At 72.0% G+C, this 18,511-nt stretch carries 17 protein-coding genes and 2 tRNA genes; 14 read left to right on the top strand and 5 right to left on the bottom strand.

The window, feature by feature from the left end; genetic code table 11:
* Nucleotides 1-24: 24 nt before the first annotated feature.
* Complete coding sequence (locus ASC56_RS33295; protein WP_055495319.1) at nt 25-615, bottom strand: histidine phosphatase family protein; 591 nt, start codon at nt 613-615, stop codon at nt 25-27.
* A gap of 193 nt (nt 616-808) precedes the next feature.
* Here ASC56_RS33295 and ASC56_RS33290 point away from each other — a divergent pair, with 193 nt between their 5' ends.
* The 7 genes from ASC56_RS33290 (at nt 809) to ASC56_RS33265 (ending at nt 7,270) form a co-directional block, all read left to right on the top strand.
* Complete coding sequence (locus tag ASC56_RS33290) at nt 809-1,801, top strand: phosphatase PAP2 family protein (RefSeq protein ID WP_055495318.1); 993 nt, start codon at nt 809-811, stop codon at nt 1,799-1,801.
* Nucleotides 1,713-2,879, top strand: coding sequence for a hypothetical protein (locus ASC56_RS33285; RefSeq protein ID WP_371330347.1), 1,167 nt, complete (start codon nt 1,713-1,715; stop codon nt 2,877-2,879). Before ASC56_RS33290 ends, ASC56_RS33285 begins: the two co-directional genes overlap by 89 nt.
* A complete protein-coding gene (locus ASC56_RS33280) occupies nt 2,870-4,501 on the top strand; it encodes a hypothetical protein (protein WP_055495317.1) in 1,632 nt (543 codons plus the stop codon). The genes ASC56_RS33285 and ASC56_RS33280 overlap by 10 nt, the downstream gene beginning before the upstream one ends.
* A complete protein-coding gene (locus ASC56_RS33275) occupies nt 4,498-5,850 on the top strand; it encodes an AAA domain-containing protein (RefSeq protein ID WP_199836135.1) in 1,353 nt (450 codons plus the stop codon). Before ASC56_RS33280 ends, ASC56_RS33275 begins: the two co-directional genes overlap by 4 nt.
* Before the next feature lie 213 nt (nt 5,851-6,063).
* Nucleotides 6,064-6,429 carry a hypothetical protein gene (locus tag ASC56_RS33270; protein ID WP_055495316.1) on the top strand — a complete coding sequence of 122 codons (366 nt, stop codon included), beginning with the start codon at nt 6,064-6,066 and terminating at the stop codon, nt 6,427-6,429.
* Nucleotides 6,430-6,597: 168 nt separating this feature from the next.
* Complete coding sequence (locus ASC56_RS37325) at nt 6,598-7,206, top strand: bifunctional DNA primase/polymerase (protein WP_063785041.1); 609 nt, start codon at nt 6,598-6,600, stop codon at nt 7,204-7,206.
* Nucleotides 7,197-7,270, top strand: a tRNA-Lys gene (locus ASC56_RS33265). The genes ASC56_RS37325 and ASC56_RS33265 overlap by 10 nt, the downstream gene beginning before the upstream one ends.
* A 315-nt stretch (nt 7,271-7,585) precedes the next feature.
* Here ASC56_RS33265 and ASC56_RS33260 read toward each other — a convergent pair.
* Nucleotides 7,586-8,965 (bottom strand): M6 family metalloprotease domain-containing protein, encoded by a 1,380-nt coding sequence (locus ASC56_RS33260; protein ID WP_055495315.1) that lies wholly within the window; start codon nt 8,963-8,965, stop codon nt 7,586-7,588.
* A 464-nt stretch (nt 8,966-9,429) separates the two neighbouring features.
* On the opposite strand from ASC56_RS33260, the gene ASC56_RS33255 reads away from it, so the two are divergent.
* Complete coding sequence (locus ASC56_RS33255) at nt 9,430-11,337, top strand: bifunctional diguanylate cyclase/phosphodiesterase (protein ID WP_055495314.1); 1,908 nt, start codon at nt 9,430-9,432, stop codon at nt 11,335-11,337.
* A 43-nt stretch (nt 11,338-11,380) separates the two neighbouring features.
* On the opposite strand, the gene ASC56_RS33250 is transcribed toward ASC56_RS33255, so the two are convergent.
* Complete coding sequence (locus ASC56_RS33250; protein WP_055495313.1) at nt 11,381-12,469, bottom strand: LLM class flavin-dependent oxidoreductase; 1,089 nt, start codon at nt 12,467-12,469, stop codon at nt 11,381-11,383.
* A gap of 84 nt (nt 12,470-12,553) precedes the next feature.
* Complete coding sequence (locus ASC56_RS33245) at nt 12,554-13,285, bottom strand: decarboxylase (protein ID WP_055495312.1); 732 nt, start codon at nt 13,283-13,285, stop codon at nt 12,554-12,556.
* Between the two features lie 256 nt (nt 13,286-13,541).
* Between ASC56_RS33245 and ehuB the strand changes: the two genes are divergently transcribed.
* The 6 genes from ehuB (at nt 13,542) to ASC56_RS33215 (ending at nt 17,693) form a co-directional block, all read left to right on the top strand.
* Entirely contained in the window at nt 13,542-14,447 is a 906-nt protein-coding gene (ehuB, locus tag ASC56_RS33240) for an ectoine/hydroxyectoine ABC transporter substrate-binding protein EhuB (protein ID WP_055495311.1), read from the top strand.
* The gene (gene ehuC / locus ASC56_RS33235) at nt 14,444-15,142 is read left to right on the top strand and encodes an ectoine/hydroxyectoine ABC transporter permease subunit EhuC (protein WP_055495310.1); all 699 of its coding nucleotides are present in this window, start codon (nt 14,444-14,446) and stop codon (nt 15,140-15,142) included. The genes ehuB and ehuC overlap by 4 nt, the downstream gene beginning before the upstream one ends.
* On the top strand, nt 15,139-15,789 hold the full coding sequence (gene ehuD, locus ASC56_RS33230; protein WP_055495309.1) for an ectoine/hydroxyectoine ABC transporter permease subunit EhuD: 651 nt from the start codon (nt 15,139-15,141) through the stop codon (nt 15,787-15,789). Before ehuC ends, ehuD begins: the two co-directional genes overlap by 4 nt.
* Nucleotides 15,790-15,799: 10 nt before the next feature.
* Nucleotides 15,800-16,576: an ectoine/hydroxyectoine ABC transporter ATP-binding protein EhuA gene (gene ehuA, locus ASC56_RS33225; RefSeq protein ID WP_055495308.1), complete on the top strand. Its 777-nt coding sequence runs from the start codon at nt 15,800-15,802 to the stop codon at nt 16,574-16,576.
* A gap of 203 nt (nt 16,577-16,779) precedes the next feature.
* Nucleotides 16,780-17,538 (top strand): IclR family transcriptional regulator, encoded by a 759-nt coding sequence (locus ASC56_RS33220; RefSeq protein ID WP_055495307.1) that lies wholly within the window; start codon nt 16,780-16,782, stop codon nt 17,536-17,538.
* A 78-nt stretch (nt 17,539-17,616) separates the two neighbouring features.
* Nucleotides 17,617-17,693 (top strand) — tRNA-Lys (locus ASC56_RS33215).
* Nucleotides 17,694-17,951: 258 nt separating this feature from the next.
* Here the strand turns inward: ASC56_RS33215 and ASC56_RS33210 are convergent.
* The gene (locus tag ASC56_RS33210) at nt 17,952-18,464 is read right to left on the bottom strand and encodes a DUF3592 domain-containing protein (RefSeq protein WP_371330346.1); all 513 of its coding nucleotides are present in this window, start codon (nt 18,462-18,464) and stop codon (nt 17,952-17,954) included.
* Nucleotides 18,465-18,511 lie beyond the last annotated feature (47 nt).

Genomic DNA, 18,511 nt, shown 5'->3' with positions numbered 1-18,511 from the left:
GGATGGAACGGTCCTGGCGGCGGCTCAGAGATGACCGCATTCGTTCCAGGACTCGATCGCCGGCTCCCCGTAGGCCCATCCCAGGACCGACAGGGACGTCGGGTTGAGCCTGATCCGCGCCGCGAAGTCCAGCGGCAGGCCCAGCCAACGCGCGCCTATGGAGCGCAGGATGTGGCCGTGCGCGAAGACCAGCACGTCGCGATCGGCCGCGCGCGCCCAGGCGACGACCTCGTCCGCGCGCGCGGAGACCTCGGCCAGGGTCTCCCCCTCGGGGACCCCGTCGCGCCAGATCAGCCAGCCCGGCCGGATCGCCCGGATCTCGGCCGGCGTCATCCCCTCGTACGCCCCGTAGTCCCACTCCATCAACGTGTCCCAGGCGTTCGCCCGTTCGCCGAACCCGGCGAGCTCGCACGTCTCACGCGCGCGTGCCAGCGGGCTCGTGCGCACCTCGACCCCGGGCAGCCCGTCGAACGGCGCCCGGTGCAGCCGCTCCCCCAGGAGCTTGGCGCCCCGTCGGCCCTCCTCCAGGAGCGGCACGTCGGTCCTGCCGGTGTGCTTGCCGGACAGCGACCACTCCGTCTGTCCGTGCCGGGCCAACAGGATGCGCGGTGCCATGAGGGGCCTTTCCGGGATGAATCAACAAGGAGGTCACACCATCATCGCGCACCCGCTTCCCGGGCAACCCGGCGGGCGATCGCTGCGTCTTTGAGGGCCGGGGGCGCTCCACGGAGGCGGACGGAGCCACCGTAAGGTGGCACGACCGGACCACCGGGAGCCGCAGCGCAGCAGAAGGGGGAGGGCGGATCGGATGCCGCAGGCCGAGACACCAGGCACCGGGGTGAGCCCGCTGACCCGGCTGCGATGGTGGACCGAACTGCCCCTGGTCCTGGTGGTGTACGCCTCGTACTCCGCGGGCCGGCTTCTCGCCCGGGGCGATGTCTCCGACGCCGTCGACCACGGCCTGGCGATCCTGCGCCTGGAGAAGCTGCTGCACATCGACGCCGAGCACCCGCTCAACCGGCTCTTCACCCGGGAGGCGTGGCTCGGCGTACCGGCCGACTTCTGGTACGCGTCGCTGCACTACCTGGTGACCCCGGCGATCCTGGTGTGGCTGTTCAGGCGCCGCGCGGCACACTACCGCGCGGCCCGCACCTGGCTGCTGAGCTCGACGTTCATCGGCCTGATCGGCTTCTCGCTGATGCCGACCTGCCCGCCCCGGCTGCTGGCCGCGGGCCACGGCTTCGTCGACTCGATGGCCCAGTACAGCTCGTACGGCTGGTGGGGCGGCCAGGCGAGCGCGCCGCGGGGCCTGGGCGGTATGACGAACCAGTACGCGGCGATGCCGAGCCTGCACGTCGGCTGGGCGCTGTGGTGCGGAGTGATGCTGTGGCGGTACGGCCGCACGCGCTGGGCCAAGGCGGTCGGCGTCGCCTATCCGCTGCTGACCACGATCGTCGTGATGGGCACCGCCAACCACTACTTCCTCGATGCGGCCGCGGGCGTCGCCGTCATGGGCGTCGGCTTCCTGCCGGCCCTCCCGCTGATGCGGGCGGTGGCCACGGTCAAGGTCCGGCTGCGGGCGCGGTTCGCAACCGTCCCGGACGCCTCTGCCGCCGCCGGTTCCTCAATTGTCAGTGGCGGATGCCAGACTTCCACGGGTGAGCGAATTCCCCGACAGCGCACCTCCGACCCCGGACCGGGAGCCGAGCCGGGTGCCTCTCCCGCGGACGCGGGGGACGGCGCAGCAGCTTGGGGTCTCCCCTGCTCGAGCGAAGCCGAGAGTCTGGGGAAGGCTCGCTGAGCTGCGCGGCCCGTCCGTACCGCCCAAGGCGCTCGACGCGCGTGCCCTCGCCGCGCTCGCCGCGAACCCCGGGTGCCGACGACGCGCGCTCCTGGACGGCGCGGGGGTGAACAAGGCGACGCTGGCGGCCGCGCTGGGCGCGCCGTCGGCGTTCGGACAGTCGCAGTTCGCCTTCATGCGAGGCAACTCGTTCGAGGCCAGGGTCAAGGCGGACGGCGGCGCGGAGCTGCTGCGGCTGGTGCGCGAGAAGCTCGACCCCACCGCCCAGGCGCCGGACGAAGCCCTCGTGCCCGACCTGGCCGCCGTGGGGCCGGAGGGCCGCGCGGCCCGTACGGCGCTGGCGTTGCGCGAGGCGACCGGGGCACGCGCCTGGACACTGCTGGACCACCCCATGCTCGCCCTCGACGTGGCGGGCTCCCCCACGTTCCTGGAGCCCGACGCGGTGGTGGTGCACCCGGACGGCAGCTGGACCGTCGTGGAGATCAAGTCCTTCCCGATGCTGGACGGTTCGGCGGACCCGGCGAAGGTCGGAGCGGCCGCCCGGCAGTCCGCCGTGTACGTGCTGGCGCTGGAGGAGGTCGCCGCCCGCGTCACTCCCCCGGCCGTGGTGCGCCACCGGGTCCTGCTGGTCTGCCCGAAGGACTTCTCCAACCTGCCGACCGCCTCCCCCGTCGACGTCCGCAAGCAGCGCGCGGTCACCCGGCGCCAGCTTGCCCGCCTCACCCGCATCGAGGAGATCGCGGACGCCCTCCCCGAGGGCACGTGCTTCGCCCCGGACCTCCCGCGGGAGGAGCTGACGGCCGCGGTCGAGTCGGTCCCGGCGACATACGCACCCGAGTGCCTGGCCGCCTGCGAACTGGCCTTCCACTGCCGCGACCGCTCCCGTGCGCAGGGCGCGGTGACGTCGTACGGGCGGTCGCTGCGGGCCGAGCTGGGCGGTCTGGCGACGGTGGACGAGGTCCTGGCCGCCGCCCATGGGACGGCCGGGGACCCGGACGACCCGGCGGTGGCGGCCCTGCGCCGGGCGGCTCGGCTGCGGGCGGACGCGCTCGCCGGGGAGGCCGCCGTATGTCGCTGATCGCCACGCTCGCCCGGCTGGAGGCCGTGCGGTCCGGCCGAGCGCAGCCCGCCGCCACCGTCCGGCACCGGCATCTGTCCGAGCGGCCCCTGGTCTTCGTGCCGCTCACCACGGCCGGCGAGGCCGGGGCGCCGCTCGGGGCGCTCGTCGGCACCGACCGGGACGCGCCCCGGCTGCTCGTGGTGCCGCAGCCACGCGACCGCGACCTCAGGTTCGCCTTCCTCGCCGAACTGGCGGACATCGTCCTGCCCTACATCGACGGGTATGCCGACGCGGTGGAGCCCGCCGAGCGCACCGAGACCGACCCCGAGACCGGCAAGCGGGTCAAGGTCGAGGTCGACCTGTGCGCGGACGCCGCGCAGCTGATCGTGCCGAGCCGGGCGGGCGTCGAATTCGTACGGCTCCTGGGGCGCTCCATGCGGTTCCGCCGCACCGCCGAGCAGGACCCGGAGGCCCCGCATCCGGCTCCCCCGCGGGTGCCGCTGCTCGGCCGCTGGTTCACCCACTTCGGGGAGCGCGCCCGGGTTCCGGGCTCCTCGCTGCTGCTCGCCCTCACCGAGGTGCTGGCGCGGCACTGGGCGACCGGACAGTCCGGCCTGGAGGACCAGCACCTGGGCGCGCTGCTCGCCTGGATCGACCCGCCGGACGGGGCCACGGGCGCGGAGGCGGCGCTGCGGGCCGAGCTCGCACGGGACGGCGGCGGCCAGTTGCTGTGTCCGCCTGCCGGACCGGCCACCGACCCGGCCTTCGACAACAAGCTGCTCGCCCCGGCCATCGAGCGCCACGACCGCGCGCGCACCCGGCTCGCCGCCGCCGAGGACGGCGTCGAGGCGGACGGCCGGTTCGGCGAACTCGCCGCCGCCGAGCGGGAGATCCGCGATCTCGTGGAGAGCCGTACGCGTCCGACCTGGGACGCGGTGTGGCGCGGCCTCGACCTGCTGCGCGCGCTGCCGGAAGGTGCGCACGTCGTGGACCGGTGGACCCGTGACCGCTGGTCCTTCACCGGCCACCGGGATCGCGTGGCCGCCGGGGAGCCGCCGCAGCCGCGACGCGACGACGCGGTCACGGCGGCCAACAAGCTCGCCACGCGCGAGCGCGAACAAGCGCGTCTTGACGCCCAGGAGGCGCTCGACGACCCGCTGGTCATGGCCGGGCGGCGGCTCGCCGGGGAGGCGTTCGCGGGCGAGGTCACGGACGTCGTGATGGCGTACAGCGAGGGCAAGCGGCCGAGCCCCCGCCCGCTGGTGACCGTACGGACCGAGGACCGGCCGCATCTCGGGGAGCGCACGAAGGTGTACCGGTCGCTGGGCGGGAAGCCGCAGGCGGCCGAGTTCGTCGGGCACGAGCCCTGCGAGGGAGACGGGGAGTACGGCGGCAACGGCGCGGCGGCCGGCCTCGTGATCCTGCGCATCGTCGACAAGATGGGCCGCGGCAAGGAGCCGGAGGCCGGATCCGTTCCCGAGAAGGGCGACCAGGTGTGCTTCACGCTGTTCGAGCACGAGCAGCGCGGCGGGGCGAAGCTGCCCGAGCCGGAGGAGACGCCCTGGACGCACGGCGGGCCGCCGGGCGAGTCCCACGCCGTACCGAGGCCCGATCCGGTGACCGAGGAGGACGTGCTGTGACCGTGTTCGCCCAGCCGGGCCGGGCCCTCGATCCCGGGACGGCGGCCGCCCGGGCCACCGAGGCGATCCTGCGCGACACGCTGCACGGCGCGCACCGCGGGGTCGTCGTCGACTCGCCGCCGGGCGCCGGGAAGTCGACGCTCGTCGTCCGGGCGGCGCTCGAACTCGCCTCCGCCGGACGGCCGTTGATGGTGATCGCGCAGACCAACGCGCAGGTGGACGACCTGGTGCTGCGGCTGGCGGAGAAGGATCCCGGCGTTCCGGTCGGTCGGCTGCACAGCAGCGACCCCGACCCGTACGACAAGGCGCTCGACGACCTGCCGCACGTCCGCAAGTCGACGAAGGCGGCCGATCTGGCGGGCCTGGACGTCGTCATCTCGACGGCCGCCAAGTGGGCCCACGTCAAGGACGTCGAGCCGTGGCGGCACGCGATCGTCGACGAGGCGTACCAGATGCGCTCGGACGCACTGCTGGCGGTGGCGGGCCTGTTCGAGCGGGCACTGTTCGTGGGCGATCCGGGGCAGCTGGACCCGTTCGCGATCGTGGGCGCGGAGCAGTGGGCGGGCCTGTCGTACGACCCGTCGGCGTCCGCGGTGACGACGCTCCTGGCCCACAATCCCGAGCTGCCGCAGCACCGGCTGCCGGTGTCGTGGCGGCTGCCGGCGTCGGCGGCGCCGCTGGTGTCGGACGCGTTCTATCCGTACACGCCGTTCCGCAGCGGGACGGGGCACGGGGACCGGAGGCTCTCGTTCGGGATGGCCTCGGACGGCTCGGGGCCCGACCGGGTGATCGACGAGGCGGCGGAGACCGGCTGGGGGCTGCTCGAGCTGCCCGCCCGGCACACGCCGCGGACGGATCCCGAGGCGGTGCGGGCGGTCGCCCGGGTGGTGCGGCGGCTGCTCGACCGGGGCGGGGCCGCGGTCTCCGAGCGGGCCGCGGAGCCGGTGCCGCTGACCGCGGACCGGATCGCCGTCGGCACGGCACACCGGGACCAGGCGGCCGCGGTGCGCTCCGCGCTGGCCGGTCTCGGGGTGACGGACGTGACGGTGGACACGGCCAACCGGCTGCAGGGCCGGGAGTTCGATGTGACGGTGGTGCTGCACCCGCTGTCGGGAAGACCGGACGCCACGGCGTTCCATCTCGAAACCGGGCGCCTGTGCGTGCTGGCGTCCCGCCACCGGCACGCGTGCATCGTGGTGTGCCGGGCCGGGGTGACGGAGCTGCTGGACGACCATCCGTCGACGGAGCCGGTGCAGCTGGGGGTCACGGTGAAGTTCCCGGACGGCTGGGAGGCCAACCACGCGGTGCTGGCTCATCTGGCGGAACACCGGGTGACGTGGCGGCCCTGACCGGCTCCCCGGCACCCGTGCGGCCGACGCGTGGGCCCGACCAGCGGGGAACATCACGTGGCCCGGCCGCCTTGAGGGTGGGGGAACCGTGCGGCGCGGGGGGCGCGGGGCGGGCGCGCGGCGTTCGACCCTGCCCTCTTGCGTCGCCGCGAGACAATGGACGGTGGCCCACCCGAGAGGGACACCACTCGAACCGTACGAGGAGGAGAAGACATGGCGGAGCCCACGCCGCGTCGGAACGAGCCGCGGCTACGCCCCGCGCCCCTGCTCTTCGAGCCCGCGGAGGCGGCCTCCGACCCGGAGCACTTCTTCGACCTGGAGTCGATGGACGACCCGCGCGCGCTGCTGGCGCGGGCGACGGAGCTGGCCCAGGCGTTCCGTGCGGCGGCGGACCGTGCGGTGGAGTTCCAGGCGATCGCCGCCGCCCAGCTCGCCGATCCGCGCCGCTTCGACCGGCTGACACCCGCGGCGATCGCCGAGCGGGCGGAGTGGACCGAGGACTACGCGAAGAAGATGGTGGAGTTCGGCCAGGACCTGATGCGCGGGGCGGACGCGACCGGCCCGGAGAACCTGGGCTGAGCGTCGGCGACCCGCGACGATCATGCCGGCGGCCCCCGACGGTCACGCCGGAGGCTCGAATGATCAGGCGGCATATGCCGGGCGGCACAATACTGCGTACCGCCTCTCCTGTCCCGGATTTCCGCAACTCTCGGAGACGGATTGCTCACAGCCGGTACATCTGGCGGTATGAGCAGTCGAACGCCGAGCACCCAACCCTTCAGCGCCACCTCGGAGGGCGCCGCCTGGCTCGCCTCGGCAGGAACGTATCCGCGTAGCACGCTCGCATACTGGGCGGAGCGCCCCACCGCCCCGGTGGTGCTGCCCTGCGGCACCACGTTCGATGTCGTCAACGCCCCCGCGATCTTCGGGCGGCGCATGCTCGACCGGCTCTGGGACGAGGGGCCGGGGTCCGGGCCCGTCGCCATGCACCGGGGGCGGATGCTGCTGTTCGCGGCACCTGGCACCGCCCGGCGGCTACCGGCGCTGCTCGACTGGGAGGAGTGGGGCGGGCGCGCCCACGAGATTCCGCCGCTGCTGTGCCACGGGCCCGGTGACGCCGTGACCGTCCCCGCCGTCTGTCCCTCGGACCCTCCCACGGCCACCGCCGCCGCCCGCCCCGAGTCCCGGTGGCTCGTCGCGCCCGACAGCCGCCACCCCTGGCTGCCCGGCCCGGAAGTCGTCCTCTGGGCGGCCGTCGGAGCGGCCCGCGCCGCCGCCTCCGCCACCGCACACATATCGATTTTTCCTCCCGCCGACCAGGGTGCTAAGGTCTACGACGTCAGCAGGCGCCGCTAGCTCAGTTGGTTAGAGCAGCTGACTCTTAATCAGCGGGTCCGGGGTTCGAGTCCCTGGCGGCGCACGATGACGATGGCGAGTCGTGTTCGCGGACAGCGCGAACACGACTCGCCATCGTCGTTTCTGCGCGGCCCCGCCGCGCGCCGCAGGGGCTTCGCCACTCACACCCCCCGTTCAGGCACCCGCGCCCACCGCCCCGCGCAGGCCTCACGCACCACCTGGCACACCGTGCTCCCGGACAGCGCGAACACCACTCGCCACCCACCGTCCCCGCACGGCCCCACCGCGCGCCGTCGCGGACCTCGCCCCCCCACACCCCCGTCCAGACATCCCCCGGCCACCGCCCCGCGCACACCTCAAGCACCACCGGCACCCTGACTCACGCCCGAGTGATCCGTACCGTCCACGCCCCCGTGGGCGTCCGGTCCTCCACCTCCACCCGGACTCCCTCACCCGGAACCGTGAAGCTCTCCCCCTCGCCCACGGGGGCGTCCGCGAGGGGTGGATAGACCGATCTGTCCGGGCACGCCGAGGAGTGCGGGTGGGCGTCGACGACCTCGATCGGGCCGCCGCCGGACTCCGTCTCGCTGCGGATCCGGTAGATCAGGACGCCCTGCGTGCAGACTGTGCTGTCGTTTCCCACCGCCCCGCGCGCCTCGATGGCGAGCACGCTGTCGGGCCCCGTCCGCACGACCGCCAGCTTGGTGCCGCCCCCCGAACCGAACGCCTGCACACCGGCTCCGGGCACCTGCTCCCCGGCACCGACGGCCGCACCCGTCACACCGGCCTCCCAGGTCGCGCCCGCATTCACCGGCACCTGCGGCACCCCGGCCGCCCCCGCCCCCAGCGACTCCAGCGTCAGCCGCGTGCTCCCCGCTCCCCGCACGCACACCACCTGGCGCGGATCCAGCCACCCCAGCTTCCACTTGTGCCAGGCGAACAGATCCGGCGCGAGGCCGAACTGGCTGCCCATGAGGTCCCAGTCACCGACGTAGGTGTCCCAGTCCCCCTTGGCGTCCACGGGGCGGTGGTAGAGGTCGGGCAGGTCGAAGACATGGCCCGTCTCGTGGGCGAGGACGAGCCGGTCCGGCGGGTGCTTCTCGAAGACCGTGACCACCCGGCGGATGTCCTTGCCGTCGGCCCGCAGCGGGGTGTCCAGGTTGACCACCTTGGTGGCGTCCGAGTCGACGCCGGGCGCGTTCGGGTCGGCCACGAAGTACACGATGTCGTAGCGGGAGAAGTCGACGTCCTTGTCCGCCGCGGCGAGCGCGTCCCGCAGATAGGCGGACCGGCGCTCGGGACTCCAGTCTCTGCGTATGGCATATGACGTGGAGGTGTGCGGCATCGTGATCCAGTGGTCCACCGGATGGGGACGCAGGGTGAACCGGCCGGACGAGGCGCGTTCGAAGAAGCGGCTGGTGGCCGGGAAGTAGTCCGCGGTGAGCTCGGCCGGTGTGGTCGCCGGCACCGAGTCCGGGAAGGACAGGAAGACCATGACCGCGTCGAGCGGGCGTGTGGGCCGCGTATAGGCGGCGTTCCAGGTGTCGACACCCTCCGAGTGGTGCACCTGGCTGCGCCCGAGCTCGCACGACGCCCCCAGGGGTTCGGCGAGCGCGGGGCCGGTGACGAGCGAGGTCGCGACCAGGGCCGTCATCGACGTGCCCACGGCCGCCGTACTGCGCAGAACGGGCGCCGCGCCCCGGGCGAGTCCCTTCAGGGCCTCGCGGATGGGCTCCTTGCGGGGGAGCGGACGCGGCACGTCGACCTCCGGGTGCGGTTCTGGGAACTCCGCACCCAGCCTTGTCTTACTTGTATGACTACGCCCTGTTTGTCTGCCCCAGAAGGGTGAGACGCCATCAGTCGGGGGAAAGGCCAGAAGGGGGCCGCCACGGCCGGGGGAGGGGCAGTGCGGGGTGGGAGCGCAGAACGGCGCACGAGCACCGAGGGGGCGGCCGACATGGGCCGACACCCCGAATACTCACGGAACGTCACAACCGACGGGTGCCTGATAGACCGGGGTCAGGTGCGGGCAGAAACGATCTGTCAGAACATGTGCTCGTTCCTCGAGACTGGACAGCGGCTGGAAGGCCTCGGGACCAGCCTCTATGATCGGCACACTTTCCTGCACGAACACGGCTTGTACGGCCGCTCATCACGCGGCCGTCGACCCCGACGAGACCCACGAGATCCGTACGAAGAACGAGTGCACTGCGGGAGCGAGCGGTGAGCGGAACGTCCGAAGGGCCGGCGCCCGCGGCAGACCTCGTCGGCCGGGCCGTCACAGACAGTCACGAGACCACGTCATCGGGTGCGCCCGCGCCACCGCCCCTGCCAGGGGCGCATCCCCTTCCGCCACCTGCCGACGCACCGGCGCAACCGGCGCCCTTCCCCACCACCGGGCTCCAACCCAGCTCCTTCGGCGCCGTGTTCGCCGTCGCACCGCTCGCCATGGCGGTCGTCGACCGGGACGGCCTGGTCGTCACCGCCAACGAGACGATGGGGTCGCTGCTCGGCATCGGCAGGGACGGGCTGGCCGGAAGGGTGGCCGCCGATCTGGTGGACCTGTCCTCGGACGCCCGCACCTGGCACGCGTACCGCGAGGTCCTGCGCGGCCGCCAGGCCCGGCTGCGCTGCACGCGCCGCCTCAAACACCCCGACGGGCACTCGCTGTGGGTCCAGGTGACGGTCACTCCGCTGCCCGAGGCCGAGAAGGCCGTCCTCCTCTCGGTCGCCGACATCAGCGCCCGCCGGGAACTCCAGTCGCAGCTACGCCACTTGCAGATGCACGACGCGGTGACCAGGCTGCCCAACCGCACGCTGTTCTTCGAGCGCCTGTCGGCCTCGCTGGAGGCGGAGTCGTACGAGGAGAGCGGCACCGGCCGGATCGGGCTGTGCTACCTGGACCTCGACGGCTTCAAGGCCGTCAACGACACGCTCGGCCACCGCGTCGGCGACCGGCTGCTCGCGGCCGTCGCGGAGCGCCTGACACGCTGCGCGGACGAGGCGGGCTACGCGAGGGCCGCCACTCCCCTGGTGGCCCGGCTGGGCGGCGACGAGTTCGCCCTGCTGGTGGAGGACTCCACGGGCACCGACCAACTCGCCGAGCTGGCCGAGTCGGTGCTCAAGGCGCTCCAGGCGCCGTTCGACCTGGCCGGCCAGCGCCTGTCCGTCTCGGCGTCCATCGGTGTCGTGGAGCGGCACGCGGCCGGGACGACGGCGACCGGTCTGATGCAGGCGGCCGATACGACGCTGTACTGGGCTAAGGCCGACGGCAAGTCCCGCTGGACACTCTTCGACCCCGAGCGCAACGCCCACCGCATGACCCGCCAGGCACTCTCCTCCGGTCTGCGCCCCGCCATCGAACGGGGTGAGTTCGCCCTGGAGTACCAGCCGTTGGTGGGGATGGAGGACGGACGGGTGCGTGGGGTCGAGGCGCTGGTGCGCTGGCATCACCCCCAGTTCGGCACGTTGACGCCGAATCGGTTCATCGGATTGGCGGAGGAGGACGGCTCGATCGTGCAGCTCGGGCGCTGGGCACTGGCGACCGCCTGCCGCCAGGCGCGCCGCTGGCAGGAGGAACGCCCGGACGAACCCCCGATCTTCGTCAGCGTGAACGTGGCGGTGCGTCAGGTCTGGGACTCCGACCTCGTGGCGGACGTGGCGGAGACCCTCGCGGAGACGGGACTCGCCCCGCATCTGCTGCAGTTGGAGCTGACGGAGTCCGCGGTCATGGGCTCGGCCGGCCGTCCCCTCCAGGCGCTCCAGGCGCTCAGCGACATGGGGGTACGCATCGCCATCGACGACTTCGGCACCGGCTACTCGAACCTCGCCTACCTCAGCCGGCTGCCGGTGTCGGTGCTGAAGCTGGACGGCTCGTTCGTCCGCGGCTTCCAGTACGAGGGCACGGACGCCCACCCCAACCCCGCGGACGAGGTGATCGTCGAGGGCGTGATCCAGCTCGCCCACCGGCTGGGCCTGACCGTCACCGCGGAGTGCGTGGAGACCTCCGCGCAGGCCTCCCGCCTGCGCAGGATCGGCTGTGACACCGGCCAGGGGTGGCTGTACTCGCGGCCCGTGCCGCCGGACCGCATCTCCGAGCTGGTGGAGACGGAGGCCTGTCGCCGCACCTGACCGGGAGGGTGCCGTCCCCCGTGGCGACGGCACCCTCCCGAGCTCATGCGACCGGCAGGCCGTAGGCGTCCGCGATCAGTTCGTACGAGCGCAGCCGCAACTCGCCGCGGTGGGCGTGGGACGTGAGCATCAACTCGTCGGCACCGGTGCGCTTGTGGAGGTCGTCCAGGCCGGAACGGACCTCGTCCGCCGTGCCGTGGACGATGTTGGCGGCCCAGGACGCCACGAACTCCTCTTCCAGCGGCCCGAATGCGTACGCCTCGGCCTCCTCCGGGGTGGGGAAGAGGCCGGGGCGGCCGGTGCGCAGCCGGATCATGTTCAGGGCGGCGGCCCTGACCTGCCGGCTGGCCTCCTTCTCGTCGTCGGTGGCGAGCGCGGACACACCGATCACGGCGTACGGGGCGTCGAGGACCTCGGACGGGCGGAAGGACTCGCGGTACAGGTCGAGCGCCGGGATGGTGTTCTGCGCCGAGAAGTGGTGGGCGAAGGCGAAGGGCAGGCCGAGCATGCCGGCCAGGCGGGCGCTGAAGCCGGACGAGCCGAGCAGCCAGATCGGCGGCCGGTGGGGGGACTGGACGCCACCCGGGGAGGTGCCCTGTACCGGGCCCGGGACCGCGTGGATGCGGGAGTAGGGGTGGCCGTCCGGGAAGTCGTCGTCGAGGAAGCGGGTCAGCTCGACGAGCTGCTGGGGGAAGTCGTCGGCGCCCTCGTCGGGCCGGTCGGTGCGGCGCAGCGCGGCGGCCGTGGCGCCGTCGGTGCCCGGGGCGCGGCCCAGGCCCAGGTCGATACGGCCGGGGGCCATGGCCTCCAGCGTGCCGAACTGCTCAGCGATGGCGAGCGGGGCGTGGTTCGGGAGCATCACGCCGCCCGAGCCGAGGCGGATGCGATCCGTGTGGGCGGCGAGATGGGCGAGGATCACGGCGGGTGAGGAGGACGCCACACCCGGCATGGAGTGGTGTTCGGCGACCCAGTAGCGGTGGAAGCCGCGGGACTCCGCGAGGCGGGCGAGGGCGACACTGGTGCGCAGGGCTTCGGAGGCGGTGCGTCCCGCGCCGACCGTGACCAGGTCCAGTACGGACAGGGGGACGGGGGCGGTGCCCTGTGTGCTGCCTCGGATCTCGTCCACCGGGATGCCTCCTGTGTGCGCGTCGCGTCTGTCGGAGACACAACAGGAGGCAGTCCCCGGTTATTCCCGGCCCCGCTGTCACGGGACGGGTCACACCTGGACGATCGGTTCCTTCGTGAACAGCGTCCCGAGCTCCGGCGCGTTCACCCGGCGGTCCACCAGACGCAGGGCCTCCCGCACGGTGACCTGGTTCGCCGTGAGGACCGGCTTGGCGAGCTCCCGCTCCAGGGCCGCCAGGTGCGCGACGGTGTGGAGCGCGGTGTCGGGGAGCAGGACCGCGTCGGCGTCGATGTGGTCGGCCTGCCGGGCCAGCTCCAGCACCTCCTTCGCGCCCCAGGCGGCCACCTCCGCCGCCGTGACGATGCCGGCGGCGTGGACCGACACCACCTTCGTGCCCGCCTCCCGCAGGAACTCGGCGAACAGCTCCGCGATGTCTCCCGGGTATGTCGCCGCGACGGCCAGCCGCCGCGCGCCGATCTCCCGCGCCGCGTGCACGAAGGCGAACGAGGTGGCGGAGGCCGGCATCCCGGCGGTGCGCGCGATGGCGCGCACCTGCTCGTGGGCGCCTTCCCAGCCGTGGACGAAGCTGCCGCTGGTGGACGCCCACACGACCGCCTCGGCGCCCGCGAGGCGCAGCTCTTCGACACCCGCCGCCAGCCGCCGCGGTGAGCCGATCTCCCGCAGCACGTCCACGCGGTGCACGTCCTCGCCGCTGTCGGTGTGCACGAGGTCGAGCCGGATGTCACTGGCCAGCAACTGCTCGATGCGCGGATAGTCGTCCTCCGCGAAGTGGCCCGGGTAGAGGAATCCGAGTGCGGTCATGCCCAACCTTCCTGTTCTTCCGGTTCTTCCGGTCCTTCCGGCAATACGGGGTCCCTGGTGTGCTGCCTCGTCGGGCAGAGCCTGATGGGGACCCACCGCTCGGGTACCCAGGTGACGCCGAGCCGGTCCCCGTAGTCACCTGGTTGGCCGAGACGGCGTCCGCCACGGCGTGTCAAGCAGCGGGGGTACCGTCGCGCGGGGGGCGGGGCTGAAATCGGCCTGAATACATTGCATGGTCCCGGGTAGCCGCGCGCCCATGGCTCCACCACGGACGAATGACGCAGGGAAACCCGGAACCACTCGCCGGTCACTGCTCGCGGGCGTCGCCGCGTTCGGCGCGCTGGGCGCCGCCGGCTGCAGCCGCGTGGCGACGGCGTCGACCGCGCCCGGCGGTGATCTGCTGAACAGGCTCAAGGCCCAGGGCGTCGTTCGCCTCGGCATCGCCGGCGAGATCCCCTTCGGCTACATCGACAAGAACGGCAATCTCACCGGCGAGGCACCGGAGCTGGCCAAGGTCATCTTCAAACGCCTCGGCGTCGACCGCGTCCAGCCCGTGCCGACCGAGTTCGGCTCGCTCATACCCGGGCTGAACTCCCAGCAGTTCGACGTCGTCTCGGCCGGGATGTACATCAACCCGGAGCGCTGCCGACAGGTCATCTTCGCCGACCCCGACTACCAGATGCTCGACGCCTTCATCGTGCGGAAGGGAAACCCCAAGGGCCTGCACACCTACAAGGACGTCGTCGAGAAGAAGGCGAAGTTCGCCACTGGCACCGGATACGCGGAGATCCAGTACGCCGTCGAGGCCGGGTACAAGGAGAGCGACATCCTGATCGTGCCCGACCAGGTCGCCGGGCTGAACGCCGTCGAGGCCGGACGCGTCGACGTGTTCGCCGGGACCGCGCTGACCGCCCGTGAGGTCGTCAGGAAGTCCAGCAGGGCGGAGGCCACGAGACCCTTCGCGCCCCTGGTCAAGGGCAGACCCCACATCGACGGGGGCGGCTTCGCGTTCCGGCCCACCGAGACAAGGCTGCGGGACGCCTTCAACGCCGAGCTGAAGAAGATGAAGGCCAGCGGCGAACTCTTCCGCATTCTGCGGCCGTTCGGTTTCACCAGGGCCGAGATGACCGACCTGACCGCGAAGGAGTTGTGCCGCGGATGACCTCGGGACTCTGGGAACTCGTACTCAACGGCATCTGGACCACCGTCCAGCTCCTCGTGCTCAGCGCGCTGCTCGCCACGGCCGTCTCCTTCACCGTCGGGATCGCACGCACCCACCGGCGCTGGATCGTCCGCTTCCTCGCCGGCTTCTACACCGAGGTGTTCCGTGGCACCTCGGCCCTGATCATGATCTTCTGGGTGTTCTTCGTGCTTCCGCTCGCCTTCGGCTGGCAGCTGGTGCCGATGTGGGCGGGCACGCTCGCGCTGGGGCTCACGTACGGGGCGTACGGCGCCGAGATCGTGCGCGGCGCCGTGAACTCCGTCGACCCGGCGCAGCGCGAGGGTGGTATCGCGCTGAGCTTCACTCCCTGGCAGCGGATGCGGAAGATCCTGCTGCCGCAGGCGGTGCCGGAGATGATCCCGCCGTTCTCGAACCTGCTGGTCGAACTGCTCAAGGGCACCGCGCTGGTCTCCGTCATGGGCATGGGCGACCTGGCGTTCAGCGGCAACCTGGTGCGGCTCGCGCTCCAGGAGAGCGCGCAGATCTACACGTACGTCCTGCTGATCTACTTCGTGATCGCCTTCCTGCTCACCCGGCTGATGCGGCGGCTGGAGCGTCGGCTGAAGGCCGGGGTCGGAAAGGCGCCGCAGCCCCGGGTCTCCGTCCCGCAGCCGGTCGGAGGTGGTGTCTCGTGAAGTGGGACTGGGGCGCCGTACGCGACTTCATGCCGCACTTCTGGGACGGCCTGCTCGTCACCCTCCAGGCGCTGGCCCTCGGCTCGCTGATCTCGTTCGCCGTCGGACTGGTGTGGGCGCTGCTGATGCGCACGCCTTCCCCGTGGGTGCGCTGGCCGGTGGGGGTCGTCACCGAGTTCATCCGTGACACCCCGCTGCTGGTGCAGCTGTTCTTCCTCTTCTACGTGCTGCCCGAGTGGGGGCTGACCTTCTCCGCGCTGACCACCGGTGTCGTCGCGATCGGCCTGCACTACTCGACGTACACGATGCAGGTCTACCGCGCCGGCATCGACGCCGTGCCCGCCGGCCAGTGGGAGGCGGCCACCGCGCTGAGCCTGCCGACGCGGCGCACCTGGACGGCCGTGATCCTGCCGCAGGCGATCCGCCGGGTCGTTCCGGCGCTCGGCAACTACGTGATCTCCATGCTCAAGGACACGCCGATGCTGATGGCGATCACCGTCCTCGACATGCTGGGCCAGGCGCGGCTCTTCTCACAGCAGCACTTCCAGTTCACCGAGCCCCTCACCGTCATCGGTGTGGCCTTCGTCCTCATCTCCTATCCCGCCTCCCTCCTCCTGCGAGCCCTGGAGCGACGCCTTGTCCGCTGACACCCCCCTGATGAAGGAATCCGACGCCCACGCCAACCCGCCTGCGGCCACCGGCGAGCTGATCCGCCTAGACAAGGTCACCAAGCGCTTCGGCGACCACACGGTCCTCGACGGGCTCGACTTCTCGGTCGAGGCGGGCAAGCACGTCACGCTGATCGGCCCGTCGGGCTCGGGGAAGACCACGATCCTGCGGCTGCTGATGACCCTGACCAAGCCCGACGAGGGCACGATCACGGTCGCCGGACAGCGGCTCCACCCGGCCCCCGAGAAGCAGGTCCGGGAGATCCGCAAGAACATCGGAATGGTCTTCCAGCAGTTCAACCTGTTCCCGAACATGAAGGTGCTGCGGAACATCACCGAGGCACCGGTCACCGTCCTCGGGCTGTCGAAGGACGAGGCCGAGCAGCGGGCGCGCGAACTGCTCGACCTGGTCGGGCTCGGCGAGCACCTGGACAAGTACCCGAGCCAGCTCTCCGGCGGCCAGCAGCAGCGGGTCGCGATCGCGCGGGCACTGGCGATGCGCCCGCAGGTGCTGCTGCTCGACGAGGTGACGTCCGCGCTCGACCCGGAGCTGGTCGCCGGGGTCCTCGACGTCCTCCGCGACATCGCTCATACCACGGACATCACGATGCTCTGCGTGACGCACGAGATGAGCTTCGCCCGGGACATCTCCGACCGGGTCCTGATGTTCGATTCCGGCCATGTCATCGAAGCGGGCTCCCCGGAGAAGATCTTCAGCGAACCCGAGCAGGCACGCACCCGGGAATTCCTCAGCGCAGTGCTCTGACTACGGGGAGTGAAGGCGGTGATTTGGCGAGATCCCGACCGTCGGTTCACGACAGGGGCATGTGCAGCTGTGGCACGTTCCTGCCGGGAGGGGCAAAAGGCACCACAAAGTACGTCAACGCCCGCTCCCGGGTGAGCCTTTGCGCCGTATCGTGGAGGAAGCCAAGCTGTCCCGAGAATGGCCCGAAAGCGCAGGGGGAGACCGTGGCGCTGACCCATGAGCCGACCGCTCCGTACCACTCGGCCCAGGACGCGCTGCGCGTCCTGGAGACGGTGGCCCGGCACCCCACCGGGGTCACCGACGCCCGGCTCGCCCGCCTCACCGGACTCGGCGCCCACCGTCTGACCTCGCTCCTGCGGATGCTGCGCAGGGAGGGGTACGTCGAGCAGACGGCCGACGGCGCGTATGTCACCGGCGCCGCCCTCAGCAGGCTCGGCTCCGCCCGGGAGCACGAGCAGGCCCTGCGCGAGAAGCTCCAGCGGACCCTCGACCGGCTGCGCGACTCGGTGGGCGCCGCGGTCTACATCAGCCGTTACATCGACGGCGAGATACACATCACCCAGTGCGCCGAGAGCCCGGCGACACCCGCGGTGCACGAGTGGGTGGACTTCCGTTTCTCGGCCCATGCCAGCGCGGTCGGCAAGAGTCTGCTGGGCCAGCTCGACCTCAACGGCCGGCGGGACCATCTCGCCCGGCACAAGATGGCCCGGCTCACCTCGCGGACGATCACCAGTCAGAAGGTCCTGCTGTCCCGCCTCGACGCCCATCCACCGACGGTCCCGGTGCTCGACCTGCAGGAATACGCGGTGGGCACGGTCTGCGCGGCCGTCCCGATCACCGCGGGCTCCTCGGTCGGCTGCCTGGCGCTCTCCCTGCCGGTGGAGCACGCGCACCGTCTGCGGCAGGCGGCGGAGTGGCTCAACAAGGGGGCGGCCCCGGTCCTGCTGTCGCTCGCGATCTGAGGGTGGTCACAAGCACCCCTCCGGACCAGGTAGTATTTTCTCTGTCGCCGGGCGCGAGAGTGAACAGCGACAGAGTCTGCGCCGCTAGCTCAGTTGGTTAGAGCAGCTGACTCTTAATCAGCGGGTCCGGGGTTCGAGTCCCTGGCGGCGCACCATGGCGATGGCGAGTCGTGTTCGCGTACAGCGCGAGCGAGGCTCGCCTTCGCCGTTTCCGCGTGGCTCCACCGCACGTCGTGGGGGCGCGGCCACGCAGCAGGTCGACGAGCAGCGCCGCCCGCGCCGCCGCTCCCGCGGCCACCTGGTGCTGACTGAGGCACCCGCCCCTCGAACCACAGCCCCGGCCGGTGATCACCCCACCGCTCCCGCACCAGCTCCGCGACGGTACACCCGTGGGCCGGCCGAGCGTGCCTGCCCTACGGCAAGCGTGCGAACGGGCCGTCGCCCGCGAAGACCGCGGTGTAGGTCACCATGAAGCCGACACAGAAGGCGACGACCACGGAGAGGCACCCGAGGATGCCGACCGCGCCCGCCAGGGCCGTGCCCGGCGCCGGGGCATGGGCGGTGGCCCGTTCGGGGCGGGCCGCGGTGTAGTGCGCGGTGACGATGTCACCCTCGACCGTGGTACGTGGGCCGCCCGCCTCCTCGAAGCAGACCGCGCGGCCCTCGCGGGTGGTGAACTCGTAGACGTGGTGCAGCGTCGTGGTCACGGAGGTGTCACCACCACCGCTGGTCGTCGTGTACGTGCCCAGACAGCGCGCCTCGGCGGTCAGGCCGCTGCTCCAGTTGCTCCTCAGCCGGAGCGAGCGGCGAACCACCACGGCACCCATGGCCAGCGCTCCGGTGATGATCAGGCTCGGCGCCGCGTAGAACAGGAAGTCCATGTTTCCCCCGAGGTCGTACGACTCCACGCACGCCCACACGGTCATGCCGACGTGCGTGGAACGTACCCGCCCGGGACGGCCGCGCCCCTCAA

The organism is Streptomyces sp. TP-A0356 (assembly GCF_001417775.1).
Classification (GTDB): domain Bacteria; phylum Actinomycetota; class Actinomycetes; order Streptomycetales; family Streptomycetaceae; genus Streptomyces.
The sequence above is the reverse complement of the archived record's forward strand: the minus strand, read 5'-3'. Positions and strand labels throughout refer to the sequence as shown.